This window comes from Halomonas sp. 3A7M, from assembly GCF_014897875.1.
Lineage (GTDB): Bacteria > Pseudomonadota > Gammaproteobacteria > Pseudomonadales > Halomonadaceae > Vreelandella.
In genome coordinates, this window is sequence record NZ_JABUZD010000171.1 from 40,187 (window position 1) to 59,715 (window position 19,529).

General features: G+C 55.6%; 15 protein-coding genes. 7 read left to right on the plus strand and 8 right to left on the minus strand.

Annotated features, from left to right (window positions below):
* Positions 1-40: 40 nt before the first annotated feature.
* The 6 genes from INT19_RS17780 to INT19_RS17805 form a co-directional block, all read right to left on the minus strand.
* Positions 41-1,183 (minus strand): ABC transporter ATP-binding protein, encoded by a 1,143-nt coding sequence (locus INT19_RS17780; RefSeq protein WP_193061710.1) that lies wholly within the window; start codon positions 1,181-1,183, stop codon positions 41-43.
* 402 nt (positions 1,184-1,585) lie between these two features.
* Positions 1,586-2,617 (minus strand): leucyl aminopeptidase, encoded by a 1,032-nt coding sequence (locus INT19_RS17785; RefSeq protein ID WP_193061711.1) that lies wholly within the window; start codon positions 2,615-2,617, stop codon positions 1,586-1,588.
* Positions 2,618-2,746: 129 nt separating this feature from the next.
* A complete protein-coding gene (locus INT19_RS17790; RefSeq protein WP_193061712.1) occupies positions 2,747-4,255 on the minus strand; it encodes a sodium:solute symporter family protein in 1,509 nt (502 codons plus the stop codon).
* A complete protein-coding gene (locus tag INT19_RS17795) occupies positions 4,248-4,436 on the minus strand; it encodes a hypothetical protein (protein WP_089039321.1) in 189 nt (62 codons plus the stop codon). The genes INT19_RS17790 and INT19_RS17795 overlap by 8 nt, the downstream gene beginning before the upstream one ends.
* 21 nt (positions 4,437-4,457) lie before the next feature.
* Positions 4,458-7,469: a c-type cytochrome gene (locus tag INT19_RS17800; RefSeq protein WP_226912909.1), complete on the minus strand. Its 3,012-nt coding sequence runs from the start codon at positions 7,467-7,469 to the stop codon at positions 4,458-4,460.
* Complete coding sequence (locus tag INT19_RS17805) at positions 7,462-7,950, minus strand: (2Fe-2S)-binding protein (RefSeq protein ID WP_193061714.1); 489 nt, start codon at positions 7,948-7,950, stop codon at positions 7,462-7,464. The genes INT19_RS17800 and INT19_RS17805 overlap by 8 nt, the downstream gene beginning before the upstream one ends.
* A gap of 463 nt (positions 7,951-8,413) precedes the next feature.
* Here INT19_RS17805 and INT19_RS17810 point away from each other — a divergent pair, with 463 nt between their 5' ends.
* The 4 genes from INT19_RS17810 to INT19_RS17825 are packed head-to-tail and all read left to right on the plus strand — an operon-like array spanning position 8,414 to position 11,861.
* Positions 8,414-9,574 carry an FAD-dependent monooxygenase gene (locus INT19_RS17810; RefSeq protein ID WP_193061715.1) on the plus strand — a complete coding sequence of 387 codons (1,161 nt, stop codon included), beginning with the start codon at positions 8,414-8,416 and terminating at the stop codon, positions 9,572-9,574.
* Positions 9,571-10,389 (plus strand): alpha/beta fold hydrolase, encoded by an 819-nt coding sequence (locus tag INT19_RS17815; protein ID WP_193061716.1) that lies wholly within the window; start codon positions 9,571-9,573, stop codon positions 10,387-10,389. The genes INT19_RS17810 and INT19_RS17815 overlap by 4 nt, the downstream gene beginning before the upstream one ends.
* Before the next feature lie 15 nt (positions 10,390-10,404).
* Positions 10,405-11,166, plus strand: coding sequence for a maleate cis-trans isomerase family protein (locus INT19_RS17820; RefSeq protein WP_319022110.1), 762 nt, complete (start codon positions 10,405-10,407; stop codon positions 11,164-11,166).
* Positions 11,167-11,216: 50 nt separating this feature from the next.
* Positions 11,217-11,861 (plus strand): N-carbamoylsarcosine amidohydrolase, encoded by a 645-nt coding sequence (locus INT19_RS17825; RefSeq protein WP_193061717.1) that lies wholly within the window; start codon positions 11,217-11,219, stop codon positions 11,859-11,861.
* A gap of 41 nt (positions 11,862-11,902) precedes the next feature.
* Here INT19_RS17825 and INT19_RS17830 read toward each other — a convergent pair whose 3' ends face one another.
* Positions 11,903-12,385, minus strand: coding sequence for a MarR family winged helix-turn-helix transcriptional regulator (locus INT19_RS17830; protein WP_089039328.1), 483 nt, complete (start codon positions 12,383-12,385; stop codon positions 11,903-11,905).
* A 209-nt stretch (positions 12,386-12,594) separates the two neighbouring features.
* On the opposite strand from INT19_RS17830, the gene INT19_RS17835 reads away from it, so the two are divergent.
* From INT19_RS17835 to INT19_RS17845, 3 genes are read left to right on the plus strand one after another with little or no spacing between them, the layout of a single operon-like run.
* Positions 12,595-14,865 (plus strand): xanthine dehydrogenase family protein molybdopterin-binding subunit, encoded by a 2,271-nt coding sequence (locus tag INT19_RS17835; protein ID WP_193061718.1) that lies wholly within the window; start codon positions 12,595-12,597, stop codon positions 14,863-14,865.
* Positions 14,865-15,833 carry an XdhC family protein gene (locus INT19_RS17840; RefSeq protein WP_193061719.1) on the plus strand — a complete coding sequence of 323 codons (969 nt, stop codon included), beginning with the start codon at positions 14,865-14,867 and terminating at the stop codon, positions 15,831-15,833. The genes INT19_RS17835 and INT19_RS17840 overlap by 1 nt, the downstream gene beginning before the upstream one ends.
* Positions 15,823-16,416, plus strand: coding sequence for a nucleotidyltransferase family protein (locus INT19_RS17845; protein ID WP_193061720.1), 594 nt, complete (start codon positions 15,823-15,825; stop codon positions 16,414-16,416). The genes INT19_RS17840 and INT19_RS17845 overlap by 11 nt, the downstream gene beginning before the upstream one ends.
* Positions 16,417-16,667: 251 nt before the next feature.
* On the opposite strand, the gene fdhF is transcribed toward INT19_RS17845, so the two are convergent.
* Complete coding sequence (gene fdhF, locus INT19_RS17850) at positions 16,668-19,520, minus strand: formate dehydrogenase subunit alpha (protein WP_193061721.1); 2,853 nt, start codon at positions 19,518-19,520, stop codon at positions 16,668-16,670.
* Positions 19,521-19,529 lie beyond the last annotated feature (9 nt).

Sequence of the window (19,529 nt, forward strand, 5' to 3'; positions counted from 1 at the left end):
ATCAGGTACCGAGAAACGGCGCACTTGACTGCCGTCCGGCTCATGCATCCAACGCGCGGCAATCGGCACTCGACCAACCAACCTGAATTTGCTGGCCGGGGCGCATCACCCCACACCCTTGGGCATTGGGCGTTTTCAAAATAAAGTCCTCGTTACCGCACACCGACACCCGCGTGCGTAGATGGTCGCCAAGGTAGATAACCTCCTGCACCGTAGCAGTGAACTGGTTGTCGAACTGCGCGCCGTCGGTATCATCCGGCAGGATGCTGACCCGCTCGGGTCTCAGTGATAGCGTCGTACGCGAGCCTACGTCGCCCGACGCCACCGCTTTGGCAATCACCATGTCGCCGCTATCCAGGCGCACCTTGCAGTCACTACCGAGGTGCTCGATAACGTCACCCACCAAGCGGTTGTTCTCGCCGATGAAATACGCCACAAAGGCATTTTCCGGTCGTTCGTAGAGTTCGTCCGGAGAGGCCAACTGCTGCACAATGCCATCGTTGAAGACCGCAATCCGGTCAGACATGGTCAGTGCTTCGGTCTGGTCGTGGGTGACGTAAATCATGGTTACCCCAAGACGGGCGTGAATGCGCTTAATCTCGTACTGCATCTCTTCGCGAAGATTCTTGTCCAGCGCGCCCAGCGGTTCGTCCATCAGCACCAGATCAGGCTCAAAGACCAGCGCACGAGCCAATGCCACCCGTTGCTGCTGGCCGCCAGAGAGCTGCGCCGGGCGGCGATCACCAAACTCTTCCAGGCGTACCATGGCCAGTGCCTTAGCCACTTTCTCCTTGATCTCCGCTTTGCTGAGATGGCGCACCTCAAGCGGGAAAGCAAGATTCTCGGCCACCGTCATGTGCGGGAATAACGCATAGTTCTGGAAGACCATGCCAATGCCACGCTTGTGCGGCGGCAAGCCACTAATTGGCTCGTCGTTGAGTAGAATCTCACCATGGGTGGGGGTTTCGAAGCCTGCCATCATCATCAGACAGGTGGTCTTTCCAGAGCCCGAAGGGCCTAGCAGGGTGACGAATTCACCCTTGCGGATATCAAGATTGAAGTCCTTGACGACCAGTTCAACACCGTCATAGCTCTTTTGGACATTGACGAAGCGGGCAAAACTCGACGGCACTTCTGCCGCTGCCGCCGTCGTGCCCCCAGCATCTGCAAGGGTCTCATTCATACACATTCCCCGGTAAAAGTCCCGTTGCGCCAAGGTAAGTGCTCGATTCAACACATACCTCCACACATCCCCGGGCCCCCTATTGGTTTATATTTTTTTCCTAATACTTATTAATGACCATAAGGTGAGTTTGTAGCGCATTACAATTTCCGGGGAGGACAATTAGCGTTGAATATCAACCTAACATAGGCATAGCAAAGTCAACTATGGGAGATATCTTTTGGCATCGAGACACAGCAATGCCCATGGAGGATTCCCCCATGGACAGGAGCGGCGCTATCGGTTAGGTCATATTCAAGCGGCAAGCGGCAAGCGGCAAGCGGCAAGCGGCATACTTAAACGTACAATGGCATCGTTGCGTTCATCTTCGCACCATTCTTCGCACTATGTATTGCTTGCCTGTCAGTTTCTGTCCATCTGCAGCTCTTTTACGACAATATCACCATCAATCACGATGGGTTCATCATCAAGAAACAATGAGCAATTACGCATCGGGATATCCAAGTGGCAGGCGGTATCATTTGTGCCACCTAGCTCGCTGTTCGGGCCGGTGGAGAACATCACGTTGCCATAAAAGCTGCGCGGCTCCATCCCCATGCCCCCCGGGAACTCCCCCGGCACCATGCGGTGCCATTTGGCGTTCGGGTTCATGCCCCAGCCAACATGGCTCATGCCCATGCCGCGCGGGTCGTTAAAGCTATCCATATAGGATTTCACTAGCTCCGCATCGAGCCCACCGCGTATGCCGGTAATCCAGCCCTTTTCAATGGTGTAGGTAATGGGCTCTCTGACATATATGTTCTGGGGTAGCAGAATATCGCCCGGCGCCACCACAATGGTGCCATCAACGCCATCGTCATCCCCTCCGGTAAACACAAAGCCAGAGGGCCAGTGATCCCAACGCCCCGGTTCGTCAGTACAGGCATATTCAGCAACCGTCTCATAAGTATTCAGTTGATAGGTGACATCAGTGCCATGGCGCGAGGTGATGCGCATCACTTTGGCTTTTTCCAGCAGCGCGGCGGCCAGTTCAACCTTTTCCCTTAGTTCCTTGGTGGGCAACATTCTGGCCAGTAATTCTGGCGGTTCAACCGCCGTCAAGATGCGCGTACCCGCGGCTTGGATCGCCATTTGCTCGGGAGAGAACAGCAGGAAAATACAATCGATCAACATGTCGCAGTTTTTCAGCGCTTCCACCGCATCGGGCATGCTAGCAAGCCCCGTTGTTCCCACGGCCCAGCCACCGGTAGGTAACGGCGCGGGTAACCGCATGTGGTACATATTGGCGCCTAAACGCTGTCCCGCCGCCATAAAGGCATCCGCATAATTAAGGCGTTCGCTACCCTGGGTCAGTACGACGAGTTTTTCGCCTTCATGTACGCCGGACATTTTTAGCTGATGGAGGCAAATTTCGGCAAAGCTTGCGTGATCCATACATACTCCTAACTCCCCAGGCGAAAGCACAGCTATAGCATACTGGGGAGTGTTAGCTGAGAGCGCTCGTGCTCACCTTTGGGCACACCAAGCGCTCTGTGGTGTTATCGGTTCAAAGCTGAACGTCAATTAGGCAGCCGCTTCTTTCGTCGCTTGATCGGTGGTAGTACGGCTCTTTTTACTCAGCTCTTCCGAGATGGCGGTAAAGAAGGCGTCCGAAGAGGCTTGATGAGGTTTGGTCATAAGGCTAACGCCAACAAACAGCACACTAGCGACCACAATGCCCCAAACGCCAGCGGGTAGGCCCAATAGAGAATTGCCAGTGGCATACATCAACAGCACAAAGGCGCTGGTGCCCACTACGCTTACCAGTGCACCGACGCCAGTACCGCGCTTCCAATAGAAGGCACCGGTAAGTGCCGGCACCATCGCTACCAGACCGGAGGAAGCGGCCACCGACAGCACTGCAATAAGGTCAAGCTGCAGCTCGGCAAAGGCCAGCGCCATTAGTGCGATCACTGGCACCACGAACTTGCCCACCAGCAGTTGGCGCTTTTCACTGACGTTCGGTTTGACGTTGGCATAGACGTCGCGGGAAACCATAGAGGCCAAGGTCAGCATGATCGAATCGATAGTAGAGACCGCAGCCGCCATGATGCCGATCATCACGATCACCCCTAATACTGGCGGTACAAACTCCGAGGCCAGCAGCGTAGGCGTGGCTAAATCTGCACTTGCAAGACTTGGGAATGCGGCTAAAGCAGAGAAGCCCCAAAGCACAGAGACCATGGTGTAGATAAAACCAAATACCAGGAAGCCAATCAGCATGTGGCGCATGGAGCGCAGCGAGGAAGGCATAAACAGGCGTTGACTGACCTGCGGGTTGGAAATGCTAAAGAAGAACCAGGGAATAGTAAGCCCCAGGAAAGTGACAAAGCTGAACAAGCCAGGGCCGGGCACCGTCAGCGACTGTGGATGTTCCGTTGCCAGCGTATCGAATAGTGCGCCGAAACCACCCAGGCCTTGGATCACCAAGAAGGCCACCAGGGTTGAGGCAACAATCATCATGATGGCCTGGAGCGAGTCGGTCCACATCACCGAACGAATGCCCGCGATATAGGAGAAGAAGATGGCAATGGCAGTGGCCAGTACCACCCCAGTCGTAAAAGTAATCGCGCCATCAGTAATCCCCTGTAACAGGTAACCGACACCTGCGAGCTGAACGGCTGAATAGGGAATCAGGAAGATACAACTGGCAATCGAGACAGCCATGGCCACATGTTTGCTGTTGTAGCGGTGGCCCAACATTTCGCTGGGGGTGACAAAGCCAAACTTCTTGCCCACCGCCCAGAATTTTGGCCCGAAGATAGCCACAAGCGATACACCGGCAAAATAGATGATTTCAAAACCGAGCGCTCCCACGCCGCCGGCATAGGTAAGACCTGCCAAGCCCACCATCATAAAAGCACTGTAGGTAGTGGCACTGTAACTCAGCGCCGAGACAAAGCCGTTCATTTGTCGGTTACCCAGGAAGTATCCCGACATACTTTCGGAAGGGCCTTGGCGAGACATGATCGCAATGCCAATAGCGATCAATAAATAGATGGCAATGGACCACCAGATGAGTGACTCAGTCATTGCTGTGCTCCTCAAAATCTTTAGTGATAAACACATTCAGCGCAATGATGATCAGCCCTGCCAACATCCAAAACAGGAAGCTGCCGTACCAGAACGCGACCCCGCTTAGGAGGGTGTAAGGCACTAGGTAGCTCAGCAGGACAACTGCCCATACTAGCCATATCCATTTACTGCGTTTCATAATCCACCTCGTTTTATTACGTCAGGGAGTAGAGTGAGTGTTGTTGTAGTGAGGCTGGCGTAACTCTGTGATGCGTTGTTTTACTTGTTGCCAAGGTGCTTTCTCAGGAGCAAAGCGCGCTCGGAGATAGGTCGTCAAATCAGCGACCTGGGTATTACTAAAGCTGTCGGCAAAGCCTGGCATGCTGCCGATACCGGGGACGTGTTCGGCATGAACACCGCCCAAAATTGACTGAATAACGTTATCGGGATGGTCGCTGTGCAAATTGGTATTCAGCGCCAGATTAGTGCTCGCCCTCGAAAAGGTAGGAACGCCAGAATCGACATGGCACGCCGCACAGGCGCCCTCGAAGAGCCGCTCCCCTGCCTCCAGCCCTGTTGAGCTAACGGCTGTACTGGTTACGCGCTGCGTAGCGTCCGCCATCGCCGCATCGCTATTCCCGGTTGGTGCCTGCATTTGGGCGGCCACATAGTGAGCAATCGCCCGCACATCGTATTCAGGTAGCTCCGCCAACCCCGCTACCACCGGGGCCATAGGGCCAGAGGCAACGCCGTGAAACTCAGATTCACCGTGGCGCAGATAGTCGTAGAGCGATGCTTCACTCCACGGGATGGGCGCACGCGACAGCGTATTAAGCGGTGGTGCTTCCCAACCATCTACAAAGGCACCGGCAAAATACGCCTCGCCGTTTTTCTCAGCCCCCATGGCATTGCGGGGACTATGGCAGGCGCTGCAGTGGCCCAACCCTTCGGCGAGATAGGCTCCCCGGTTATACAGTTCGCTTTGCATGGGGTCAGGCTGGAAAGGGGTTGCATCGTGATAAAGCGTATTCCAGCCTGCCATTAAGCTACGCACGCTGAAGGGGAACGTGAGCGCATTGGCGTTTTTTTCAGTCGCGACAGGAGGTTGAGCCATTAAGTAGGCGTAAAGCGCCTGTAAATCGGCATCACTGGTCTTGGCAAACGCCGTATAGGGAAACGCGGGATACAGGTGGCTGCCATCACGGCTAATGCCATGGCGCATGGCGCGTTCAAAGGCTGCGTAAGACCACTGACCAATCCCCGTCGCCTCATCCGGAGTAATGTTAGTGCTGTAGAGCGTCCCGAAAGGGGTTTCAAATTCACGCCCACCGGCATTGGTCACGCCACCCTCTGTGGTATGACACGCCGCGCAGTCGCCTGCAGCCGCCACGAGTCGCCCGCGTTCAATGGTCTCGGCGGAATAAAGGTTGGCGGCTGGCCGTGAGACAGGCGCAATGGCCCCTTTCCACGGCCACGCCACGGCCGCAGTGCCCGCAATGGTGGTAAACGCTGCAGCGGCTAACCAGCGACGTTTCACTGACCGCGTCGGTTTCAATGTAGATGGGCGCCCTGCCTCCTCGATGGACGAAGCTTCGAGTGCCTGGCGCACACGTTTGGCGGTAAACGGTGGTTGGCGAAAACGCAGGCCGGTGGCATCAAAAAGCGCATTGGCGATTACCGCAACACCCGGCGATAGCTCCGCACCGCTTAATACATCTTTACTGACGCTGTGATTAACACCCTCCTCAGCAGGGCTTGACGAAGAAGCGCTGGTTGGTAAGCCCGCTGAATAGTCACTTTTCGTTAGCGTACGACTGCCGTCACCCCACTCGTCGAAACTGGGCGCTTGCCCCAAAAGGGGGCGCGCTTCGCCCAATACCCGGGCCTGTAGCGTTTGCTGAAGGCGATCAGTATCCACATCAGGGCCAGCGTCCTGCCCCACCACCAAACGGGTAAGCTGAACATCACCGGTAACACGATTGACCTCAACATCGGCAATCCAGGCAGAGCGCACTCCCGATTCCACGCGCTGATTCCGATCGGGCAACTGCGAGTAGGCAAAGCCCCGCCCGCGCAGTAGATCCTGGGGTAAAGCGTCCGCTGATGGATTGGATGCCCTTGGCCATTCGGCCCGTTTAGCCACGGACTCTATCAACTCTATGCCACGGGCATCGTCAAGATGGCGAAGCCGCAGCGCGACAGGGTCTTGGTCGCTCTCGCGGGCAACCTCATCTAAAAAAGACTCCCGCGCAAACGTCTGCTGTATCCCCATCAAGGTGGCATTAGTGGAGAGTGACGCTGGCTGGGAGCGTGCGGCAAGGTATTGGTCGCGAAATACATAGGGCGAGAATGGCGTTGTGTCTTGCTCACCGGTGGTGGCCTCAGCGCTAGCGGTGGTTATCGCGGCCCTACCGCTTAACAGCAACCCTACGCCAGCCACCTCCCCCGTGAGGTTGGCCTGCTGATAGTGATAACGGGCTATCTCACCACTACTGGCAATGTCTGCGTTTAGGCTAATTCGCTGCGCTTGGCCTAATGCCTGAGCGTCCTTGGCGTAGTGGGCATCGAGCCAAACGGCTACCGGGCCGCCCACCGTCCGCGACATCAGCGCCGCATCCACGGCGGCATCGTCACCGCTGTGGCGACCCAGCCCTGAGGCCTGATTTGATGCGTGCTTACCGTCGGCGCTGTAAAGCTCAATCTGGCTAATATCCAGCGCGGTTAACCGGCTTAAATCCTGTTTCAGCGCCGCAGGGGTGACGGTTTGCCCCCACACGCTCAATTGTTGGTCGCGACAATCGGCAATTACCCAACTGGGGTGATTGCCCCAGCGCATGCGACTCGGCCAGCCATACGCATGGTTCGAATGCATGGACGACTGGTTAGGCTTTACAAGAGGCGACTCAGAGGGCCCTTGACCTCCTTCAGGCACTTTTTCGGATGCCTGGTGAACGGCCTGCCACTCAATCTTCAACTGTTTAGCGGCGTCGGTCGCCAAGGCCAAACTATCGGCAACCACCGCCACAAAATTCCCGTCCACCACGACTTCAATAGAGCCAGAGAGTGAGGCAATGCTACTGCGATCGACGCCAACCAAGCGATCACTCTCAAAACGCTCGCCATTCCACCGGTAGTAAGGTGGACGCACCACGACACCAAAACGTGCCTTCTCTAGCAGCGCGGGGATGTCGGCCTGTTTTTGCTGGCCATGGAGCACCGCCCCTTCACTCATGAGAAGCCTCCTGCAACGCGGCCGCGTTAATAACCACGGCACGCTCCGCTGCCTGGAGAATTTCAACATGGGTGCCACATCGGCAGAGGTTATGCTCTAAAGCGGTGCGAATCTGATGCGCAGAGGGGTGGGCATTATGATTTAGCAACGCACGAATAGTGATGATCATACCGTTCAAACAGTAGCCACACTGGGCTGCCTGAGCATCGATAAAGGCTTGCTGTACAGGATCAAGCTCATCGCCATGGGAAAGACCATCAAGGGTGGTTACCTCATGACCAACAGCAGCAGACACGGGCAGCACGCAGGTGCGTGCGGCCATGCCATCAATCAATACGCTGCATGCCCCACACTCACCCAAACCACAGCCATACTTAGGCCCATTGAGCGCTAGGTCGTTACGCAGCACATTGAGCAATGGTGTCTGTGGCGGCACGGCCAACTCGTGTTCGTGCCCATTGATAGTTAGCTTTAGCGTCATAGGGGATCATCATCGTTATTGTTAAGCCCGCCCTCTTGCTCTGAATAGGGCTTGGATATGACTTAGATATTACTAATAAGTACTGCCTGCCAAACACGCTTCGTAGCACCTTCATCCAGCCTATTTTCATCTCCCTTTCATATACGGCCAATCGACTTGCACCAGCTAAGTGCAGAGCTAACACCCACCGAGCACTAAAGGTGTGTACGCTATAAAAACAAGCCTAATAAACGTATAGCACTCAATGGATGCGTTTTTCAAGTTTTTGCATAAAACCAAAAAAACAGCTGTAAATACATTAAATTCATATATTTAAATAAAAACACCGCTTTTTTTTCGTTTAAAAATAATTTCAAAACTAATTCTTGACCAAAAAATAAATGGTGTATACGTTGTTTTATAGCATTCGCGAACGCATGCAGAAACGAGTGATAGGCGAATAAAACAGCGAGGAAACCAGAATATGAACAATAAACCCACCATAGCCGTTATTGGCGCGGGCCTTGGCGGCGCCGCTGCAGGCGCGCTACTGCAGAAAGCGGGTTACCCCACCAAGGTGTACGAACAGGCACCCGCGTTTGCGCGCCTTGGGGCAGGCATTCACCTTGGCCCCAACGTGATGAAAGTAATGCGCCGCATTGGCATTGAAGAGAAGCTCAATACCATGGGCTCACACCCCGATTACTGGTTCAGCCGCAACGGCATGACCGGCGAGTACCAGTCTCGTATCCCGCTAGGCGAGTTTGCGCGCGAAAACTATGGCGCAGCCTATATCACCGTACACCGTGGCGATCTGCACGAATTAATGGTCAGCACGCTCGACCAGGACAATCTTTATTTCGATAAGCGCCTGGTCGATGTCGACGACAGCGGCGACAAGGTCGTCATGACCTTCGCTGACGGTACGACAGAAGAGGCCGACCTGGTGATCGGCGCCGATGGGGTCAATTCGCGACTGCGCGAGAAGCTGCTGGGTCCGGAGGCGCCAATCTATAGCGGCTGGGTTGCTCACCGAGCCATTATCTCTGCCGAAAAACTCAAGGCATACGACCTGGATTTCGAAGCCTGCGTGAAGTGGTGGTCGGAAGACCGCCACATGATGGTCTACTTCGTGACCGGCGACGAGAAGGAGTATTACTACGTGACTGGCGTGCCTGAACCCGACTGGAGCCACGGCACTTCCTTCGTCGACAGCTCCCGGGAAGAGATGCGCAAAGCATTCGAGGGTTACCATCCCACCGTACAAGCACTAATTGACTGCACTGAAACCGTTACCAAATGGCCCTTGCTGGAGCGCAACCCGCTGCCACTGTGGCATGAAAATCGACTGGTGCTGCTGGGCGATGCCTGCCACCCGATGAAGCCTCATATGGCCCAGGGCGCGGCCATGGCCATTGAAGACGCCGCCATGCTGGTACGCTGCCTGGAAGAAGTGGGCGCCAAAAACTACCAGCAAGCATTCGAACTTTACCGCACCAACCGTTTTGAACGCGCTTCGCGGGTTCAGCAGGTTTCCCACGACAATACCTGGTTACGGGAAGACGAAGACCCGGCCTGGGTATTCGCCTATGACCCCTTTGAAGTACCGCTGAAGCAACCCACCAGTCAAGGGAGCCCAGCATGAGCAGCACCTATCTCTATGGCGCCAACGTACACGCCAATGGAATTCGTCAGCACTACCTGCGCTTTGGTGACAGCGCCGAGACAGCGCGCCAGCCGCTGGTGCTAATCCCCGGCATCACCAGCCCGGCGATTACCTGGGGCTTTGTGGCCGAGCGCCTGGGCCAGCACTTCGACACTTATGTGCTGGATGTCCGTGGGCGTGGCTTGTCGTCCACCGGGCCTGAACTTGCTTATGACACCGACACCTGTGCCAACGATGTGATCGCCTTTATTGATGCGCTCGGTTTAAGCAACGTCATTCTGGCGGGCCACTCCATGGGGGCGCGCTTTGCGCTGCGCGCCATGAATCGCGGCGCCAAGGGCATCGACAAACTGGTACTTATCGACCCACCGGTTTCAGGGCCAGGGCGCCGTGAGTACCCCAGCAAGCTGCCCTGGTATGTAGACTCGATTCGCGACTGCACCCGGGGCGCAGACATCGAAACCATGCGCCACTACTGCCCCACCTGGAGCGACGAGCAGCTGCGGTTACGCGCCGAGTGGTTACACACTTGCTTTGAGCCCGCCATTGTTCAGGCGTTTGAAGAGTTCCACAGCGTCGATATCCACCAGGACTTCCCCGCTATCAAAGTGCCCACGCTACTGATGTGTGCAGGCAAGGGCGGGGTTATCCAGGATGAAGACCGCGCTGAGATTCTCGACCTGTTGCCGACCATTCGCATCACAACCGCGGTACAGGCGGGCCATATGATTCCTTGGGATGACTTCGACGGCTTTTTTGCCGCGTTTGAAGACTTCCTGGGCACACAACTCTAACCAAGGCCAATAATCATGACTCAGAGCACCAAGACCTACCGCATCGGCCAAATCGTCCCCAGCTCCAATATCACCATGGAGACCGAAATACCCGCCATGCTTACGGCGCGGCAGTTAATCCGCCCGGAGCGCTTTACCTTCCACTCCAGCCGCATGCGTATGAAAACCGTCAGCAAGGACGAGCTGGCCGCGATGGATGCGGAGTCTGACCGCTGTGCCTTGGAGCTCTCCGATGCAGCAGTGGATGTGATGGGGTATGCCTGCCTGGTTGCCATTATGGCGATGGGGCCCGGCTACCACCGAGCGTCGCAAAAGCGTTTGCGCAGCCGCACCGAAGAGAATGGCTGCGACACGCCGGTGGTCACCAGCGCCGGTGCGCTGGTTGATGCCCTGGGTGTGATGAAAGCCAAACGTGTGGTGGTAGTGGCGCCTTACATGAAGCCGCTGACCGAAATGGTGGTCGACTACATCCGTCAGGAAGGCATTGAGGTGCTCGACTACCGGGCGCTTGAGATCCCCAATAACCTGGATGTCGCTCGCCACGATCCCGCCAATCTCCCCGAAATCGTCGCCAGCCTCGATTTAAGTAACGTGGATGCGATCGTCTTGTCGGCCTGTGTACAAATGCCATCGCTACCGGCCGTTGCCAAGGTTGAAGCCCTGACCGGTAAGCCAGTGGTGACCGCAGCTATCGCGACCACCTACGCCATGCTCAAGGCACTCGACCTGGAACCCATCGTACCGGGCGCGGGTGCTCTCTTGTCAGGGGCTTACTAACGAGATCAGGTGCTGATTAACGATCTAGAGTGCTGATTAAGGAGACGACCATGTCGCAGCACAATACTGATAATACGGCCTCGGACAACTACAAGGGCGTGTGGGATGGACGCATTGGCTTTGGCAAAAGGCCCGCACTGCTGGTGGTTGATTTTATGCAAGGCTACACCACGCCAGGCTCGCCGCTATTTGCCCAGGGCGTGGTGGATGCGGTGGCCAATATGCCACCGCTACTCAATACCGCACGGCGCACTGGCACGCCAGTCATCCACACCAACATCCTTTATCACGCCCCGGATCAAATTGATGGTGGCATTTGGGTCAAGAAGTCGCCGGTAATGCGGGCGATGGTGGCGGGCAACCCTTACGCCGAGTTCTGCCCCGAGGTGGCCCCCCATCAAGATGAGCTGATAATGACCAAGCAGTACGCCAGCGCCTTCTTTGGTACTTCGCTTGCCTTCACGCTGGTCGCCATGGGCGTCGATACGCTGATCATTACCGGCTGTTCCACCAGCGGCTGCATTCGCGCCACCGCCGTTGACGGCGTACAGCACGGCTTTCGGGTGATGGTGGTACGTGATTGCGTGGGCGATCGCCACCCCGCGCCCCATGAAGCCAACCTGTTTGATATCGATAGCAAATATGGGGATGTAATTAGACTGGATGAAACACTGGGTTACTTAATGAAGCGTTAGGAGTGCCCGAAAACGCAAGTGAAGCGGGCACCTCAGCTGTGTCATCCGTCCGCGTTCATTTTTTCCAGCAGGTGCATTAAAGCAACCCGCTCTGCCGGATTGAGATTTTTCATGGTCTGATCGCTAATTTGCTTGGCACTGGGCACCATGCCCTCGACTAATGTCTCCCCAGGCTCGGTGATCACTACCATGACTTTGCGTTGATCATTGGGGTCGGTGGTGAGCGAGATCCACTCACGTGCTTTAAGGCGTTTAATGACGCCACGGATGGTGGCTGGATCAATCGCCGTGGCGTTAACGATGTCGGTTAACGAGCTGGGACCTCGCTCCATCACCGTACACAGCGTGACAAACTGAATGGCCGTAAGCTGTTTATCACTGCTGTAGCGCTGAAAAATAGCCGTATGCCGCTGGTAGGCTTTACGCAGTAGATGGCCTACTTGCTCAGAAAAATCATACCCCTGCTCTGAAGGCGTGGGGTGCTCGCCGGAAGACGAGTGTTTGAGCGCACTATCCGTTGTCATTCCATCTCCTTAATCTATTAGCGACGACGTGTATCGAGTATGGCACTGGTTAACAAAATGATGCATCAACGTATTAAATACGGCTTGCGCTGGATCAATTCACCATGCTTTTATGGCGTACACGCTACAATTTTACCTTAGTTATTGCTCGTTGATCACCTCAAATTCATCTGCACTGATTACTTAAAACGCTAGCGTGGGAGGCAAGCATGGCCGATAAATCAGACTATACAAGAGAGTCACTGCTGTATGGATCTGATGTTCTGGTGATCTATCGCGACCCGGTTACACCCCCTAAGCCCGCGCCCGGACAGCCAGGTACACACTCAAACTTCACTCCCCATGAGCCTGAGATATTTATTGCCGTGCTGAGCGATAGCCACATCGTGGCTTTCAACGGCCACGTAGACTTGGGCACCGGTATACGCACGGCGCTCGCTCAAATTGTTGCGGAAGAGCTTAGCGTCGCGTTCGACAGCGTTACCATGGTGCTGGGCAACTCTGTTGAAGCCCCCAACCAAGGCCCCACTATTGCTAGTGCGTCGATTCAAATCACTGCCGAACCTCTACGCCGCGCGGCGGCTCAAGCGCGGGAGTATCTATTAACACTGGCAGCAAAGCACTTTGACACTGAGCGCTCACTACTTAGCTGCCAAAACGGCGCTATTATGCCCAGTGATGATAACCACTCATCCGTGAGCTTTGGAGAGTTGCTGCGGGGGACCCGTCATGCATTAAAGCTTACCGATGAGGTGCCGCTTAAGCCGGTCAGCCACTATACCCTGGTCGGCCAATCGACCTCTCGCGTGGATATACCCGCCAAGGCCACCGGGCAATTGACCTTTATCCACGACCTACGCCTGCCCGATATGCTGCATGGGCGAGTGATTCGCCCGCCTTATGTAGGCCATGATAACGGCGACTTTATTGGCAACAGTTTAATCGCGGTTGATGAAAGCTCCGTGGCACATTTGCCAGGCGTGGTCAGTGTCGTGGTGGTCGGTGACTTTGTTGGTGTGGTGGCCGAACGTGAAGAACAGGCTGCTGCCGCAGCCAAACAGCTCAAGATCCAGTGGCGCCCCATCGAAGGCTTGCCTCAGTTGGACAACATAGAGCAAGCACTGCTCGACTTACCCAACAAGCAGCGCATACTCCTCGATGAGGGTGATCTCGACAATGCGCTAGCCGCCGCGCAATATCCGCTCAATCGTCACTATGTGTGGCCTTTCCAGCTGCACGGCTCCATTGGCCCTTCGTGCTCCGTCGCCGATGCCAATGAAGATGGCCTGCACGTATGGTCGGGCACCCAAAATCCACACAGCCTGCGCGCCGATCTCGCCCGCCTTACCGGTTTAGACGAAGGCGTTATCACCATTACCCGCATGGAAACCTCGGGCTGCTATGGGCGCAATTGCGCCGACGATGTTGGCGCGGATGCTGTACTACTCTCTCAGGCGGTTGGCCGCCCCGTCCGTGTGCAACTCACCCGTGAGCAGGAGCACACCTGGGAGCCTAAAGGAGCTGCTCAGTATATGGCGATCCAGGGCGGTTTAAATGCAGATGGCAGCCCGGCAGGCTATCGCTTTAATACGCGCTACCCCTCTAACAGTGCGCCCACCCTGGCACTACTGCTAACCGGTGCTGCCTCGCCTATTGATATCCCCTTTGAGATGGGAGATAGAACGTCGGTGCCACCCTACCGCTACCCTCATCGCCAAATAGTCTGCGACGACGTCCCGACTCTGGTGCGCGCCTCCTGGCTACGTGGCGTCTCGGCATTGCCCAGCACCTTCGCCCACGAAAGCTATATTGATGAGCTTGCCTATTTAGCAAATGAAGATCCAGTCACCTACCGGTTGCGCTATTTAGCCGATAATCGCGCTTGCGAACTTGTCGAAGCGTTAGCCGAACGTGCGAACTGGAAGCCCAGCATCGCTAACACCAACCCAAGAAGCGAGGGTGAGTGGCGCTACGGCCGAGGCTTCGCTTACGCCCAGTACGTGCATAGCAAATTCCCCGGCTTTGGCGCCGCGCTCGCCGCCTGGGTAATTGAGCTTAAAGTCAATGTGAAGAGTGGACGGATTGTCGTCGAGAATTTATATGTAGGTCAGGATGCGGGCTTAATGGTGAACCCCGCAGGCGTTCGCCATCAGGTGCATGGCAATGTGATCCAAATGCTCAGCCGCACGTTAAAGGAGCGGGTGACCTTTGAGGATGGTTTACCGACCAGCAAAGAGTGGGGCGGCTACCCTATTCTGCGTTTCTCGGAGCTCCCCCCCATCAACGTCATGCTGCTTGATCGTCCAGAACTGCCGCCACTCGGCGTAGGCGAGTCCGCCTCACTGCCCGGCGCTCCTGCGATTGCCAACGCGCTTTTTGATGCCACGGGGGTGCGCTTTACCCATCCTCCTTTTACCCCTGACACCATTCGCGACGCGCTGAAAGCATCCCATCGATTCCCGATGGAGGCGGCTAGTTAATGCAACACCTTGATCTACAGGTTATCGAACGCGCATTGAAATGGGCCAACCAGGGGCTGACTATTTGGTTGTGTACGGTGCTAAAAACCTTTGGCTCGGCACCCCGGGAGCCGGGTGCCATGCTAGTAGCATGTTCGACAGGCGACTATCTGGGGTCACTGTCGGGCGGCTGTGTCGAAGAGGACTTTATCACCAGGCTTCAAACGGGAGCGTTCAACGAACCGGTTCAGCGGGTGCGCTATGGCGGTGACGCTGGTTCAGCGAATATTCGTTTACCCTGCGGTGGTAGCCTTGAAGTGCTGGTTGAACGGCTAGCGCCCAACACCGAAAACCTCACTCACCTAGAAGTGGTGCATGCCACGCTACTGGGTCGCCAACCGCTAACCCGCTGTATCAAATTGGATGGCAGCGGCAAGCGCTTTAACCCCTCGAAGAACACCGAGCCCACCGTTATTTTTGATACCGCTAGCGTCAATATTCGCATAGGCCCTGCGCTACGGCTGATTATCGCGGGGATCTCCTCCGTCTCTGCGCCCTGTGCGCTGTTTGCCCAAACGCTTGGTTTTGAAGTGATTGTCTGTGAACCCAGGGACGAAGTCCGAAAAAATTTCGATGTACCCGGCATAGAAGTGCAGGCCGTTCTACCTTCGGTGTTTATTTCATCAGGTGGCTGCCATGCCAATACCGCCATTGTTGCCTTGACCCATGACCCGCGTATTGATGATTTAGCCATGATCGAAGCCGTCCGTACGAATGCATTTTACATTGGGGTCATGGGTTCTCATCAGACCTCACAACAACGTGCAGAGCGGCTGCTGCGCTCTGGCGGCCTAACAAGTGCCCAAGTAGCACGAATTAACATGCCCATTGGGCTTAATTTAGGCAGCAAAACACCTGCTGAAATTGCGTTAGCCGTCATGGCCAATATTCACCGCATTTATCGTGGAAAAACACGTCATGAGCTGTAGTGATATCATCGTGATTGTCATGGCGGCTGGCCAGTCTCGTCGTTTTGGTAGCGATAAAAGAATTGCTAAATTAAGCAATGGAAAGACACTACTGACCTCCACGTTGTTAACTATTCAGAAGCACTTTCCAAACATTATCGTTGTGCTTAGAGAAGATGATAAGGCTCAATCACTCGGTCTTTCTCCAATCACGCCAACGCTGGTTAGCCCGCGCAGTCATTTAGGACTTGGATACAGCATTAGCGATGCTTTCAAATATCTATGCTCAGACGAAAAATTTAATAATTACCGATCCGCGGCGATTTGGCTTGCCGATCTCCCTTGGGTGACTCAAAAAACGTGTAAGTTATTAGCAGACATGTCTAGCGCAGAAAATATCGTTCAGCCAACACACCTACAGATCCCAGGCCACCCGGTTATTTTTGGTAGAAGATTTTGGGAACATATCGCTGACTTAAGCCACCCCAACGGCGCATCCGCTATTCTCCAGCGGTATAGTAATCATATTGTAAAAATTTCACTCAATGATCCTGGTGTATGCTATGACATTGATACTCCAGACAATTTATTTCCACCCTTCTGACATGCTAACTATGACGATATTATAAAAAGAGACCGTCAACTAAGACGGCCTCCCTTTCCACTATTGAAGCTGATCTAGCCGTCATATCAATGGCTTTTCACACCATATTTAAGCGCTCGTAGACCTTTACTGGCTCTACAATTTCGAGGCAGACAACGCTACAACCTGACCCAACCGATCATTCCGAGTAGCTGGTTGATAGGCGCCCTTTATTGAGCGCCTGATCAATCGCTACTGCCTTCAGTCAAAGCTTACTGGCTAACTCGCTTTATATGGGTTTCCGGGCGGCTCAACCGGCAAGCGGCGTACTTGAACTCTGGAATCTTTCCATATGGATCCAGCGCTGGGTTAGTGAGTAGATTCGCCGCCGCTTCCTCGTAGCAGAAAGGCACGAAAACCATCCCCTCGGGCATGCCCGGATCCGTCCTGACCTTGAGGGTAATGGCCCCTCGCCGGGTGGTGATCGTTAGGTCATCGCCTGGCGCCAACCCCAGCCGGATAAGCTCAGCGGGCGCCAAGCTCGCCACGGCTTCTGGCTCCAGGTCATCGAGCACTTTGGCGCGGCGGGTCATGGATCCGGTATGCCAGTGTTCTAACTGACGACCAGTGGTCAGCACCGTCGGATAGTCGTTATCTACCGGCTCATCCGGTGGCAGCGGACGCGTAGGCGCGAACTTCGCCCGGCCACTGGCCGTAGGGAAGACCTCGCTGAAGACTACGTCTTGCCCCGGTGCGTCCTCCGCTGGGCATGGGTAGGTCACTGACTGCTCACGCTCCAAACGCTCCCAAGAAATATGGTCGAGAGAGGCCATACCTTGCTTCATCTCGGCGAACACGTCCTGCGGGTGCTGGTATTTCCAGTCGAGACCGAAGCGTTTAGCCATTTCCTGGATAATCCACCAGTCCGGCTTGGCCTGGCCCGGCAGCGGCAACGCCGCACGCCCCATCTGCACTTGCCGATTGGTGTTGGTGACGGTGCCGTCCTTCTCAGGCCAAGCAGAGGCAGGCAGAATGACATCGGCGAACTGAGCGGTTTCAGTGACAAAAAGATCCTGTACCACCAGATGTTCCAGCTTGGCCAACGCGGCCCGGGCATGGGCCAGATCTGGATCGGACATCGCCGGATTTTCACCCTGGATATACATGCCGCGAATGGTGCCCGCAGCGATAGCATCCATAATTTCCACCACGGTGAGACCCGGCGTGGGATCCAGCTTGGTATTCCACAGCTCTTCGAAAGCACTGCGTACCTGCGCATCGCTAACCGGCTGGTAGTCCGGCATCACCATGGGAATCAGGCCGGCATCAGATGCCCCTTGAACATTGTTCTGCCCCCGCAGAGGGTGCAAGCCAGTCCCAGGTCGACCTGTCTGGCCGCAAGCCAGCGCCAGCGAGATCAAACAACGGGCGTTGTCGGTCCCATGGGTATGCTGAGAAATGCCCATGCCCCAGAAAATCATTGCCCGCTCGGCGTTGGCATAAAGCCTAGCCACTTCGCGAATGGTCTCTGGCTCAACACCGCACAAACCACTCATCGCTTCTGGGGTCATGTCCACCGTATGCGTTTTGAGCGCCTCAAAGCCTTCGGTATGCTCGGCGATATAGGCCGTGTCATAAAGTTCTTCGCTGATGATCACATTGAGCATGGCATTAAACAGCGCCACATCCGTACCCAGTGAAAAGCGAACGCTGCGATGGGCGTAGGCATCCAACGCCTGACCACGGGGATCGAGTATCACTATCTTGGTACCGCGCTTGGCGGCCTGTTTAAAGAAGGTGGCCGCCACCGGATGGTTTACCGCGGGATTACAGCCGGTAAGAATCACTACATCGGCCTGACTGGCCTGCATAAAGGAAGCGGTTACCGAACCGGAGCCGATACACTCCATGAGCGCTGCTACCGAACTGGCGTGGCACAAGCGGGTACAGTGATCCACATGGTTGGAGCCAAATCCGGTACGCACCAGCTTCTGGAACAGCCACGCCTCTTCGTTGGAGCACTTGGCACTGCCGAACCCCGCCAAGGCATCAGGGCCATGATTCACTTTAAGGTTCACAAGCCCGCTGGCAGCCACCTCAAGGGCTTCGTCCCAGCTCGCCTTGCGGAAATGTGTCAGGGGCTGGGCGGGGTCGAAATCTGGATCGATTCCCTTTGCGATACCCTCACGACGAATCAGCGGGGTAACAAGCCGAGATGGATGGCGCGGATAGTCATAGCCGAAGCGACCTTTAACACAGAGTCGGTTCTCGTTTGAAGGACCGTCGCGCCCCTCCACATAAAGGATCTTATCGTCTTTGATATGGTAGGTAAGCTGACAGCCAACCCCGCAGTAGGGACATACTGAGTCAACCTTACGGTCAGCCACAGCAGAGTCTCCGTGCCCTTGCTCATCCACTAGGGTGGCAGGCATTAAAGCCCCCGTGGGGCAGGCTTGAACACACTCGCCACAAGCAACACAGGTGCTGTCTCCCATGGGGTCGTCGAAATCAAATACGATCTTAGACGCCGCCCCACGGTGAGCCATACCAATAACATCGTTAACCTGTACTTCACGACAGGCGCGCACACACAGATTGCACTCAATGCAGGCATCAAGGTTAACGCGCATGGCAGAGTGGCTGCTGTCTTGCTCCAGGCTACCCACCCTAGGCGACACATGGTGCACGGTAGCCGTCTCACGCTCTTCGCGCTTGGGCAGCTTGCGGCGCACCGCCGTAGCATCAATGGCCAACTGGTCAGCCATGGCCCAGAAATGGCTTGAGCTGTCGGGGCTCTCTTCGCGCTCAGGCTGGTCGACCAGCAGCATTTCCATGACCATCTTGCGGGCCGTGCGCGCGCGTTCAGAGCTGGCACTATTAACCACCATACCGGGCGCCGCTTCGCGCAGACAGCTTGCGGCCAAGGTGCGCTCGCCCTCGATTTCCACCATACAAGCACGGCAGTTGCCGTCGGCGCGATAGCCGCTGGCATCCTTGAAACACAGATGCGGAATGGTCTCGCCGGCACGCTTGGCGACTTGCCAGAGGGTTTCACCGGGGTAAGCGCTGACGTCAACGCCATCCAGGGTCAGGGTAAAGCTTTGGTTTAAGCTCTGTTCACTCATGCTGATCTC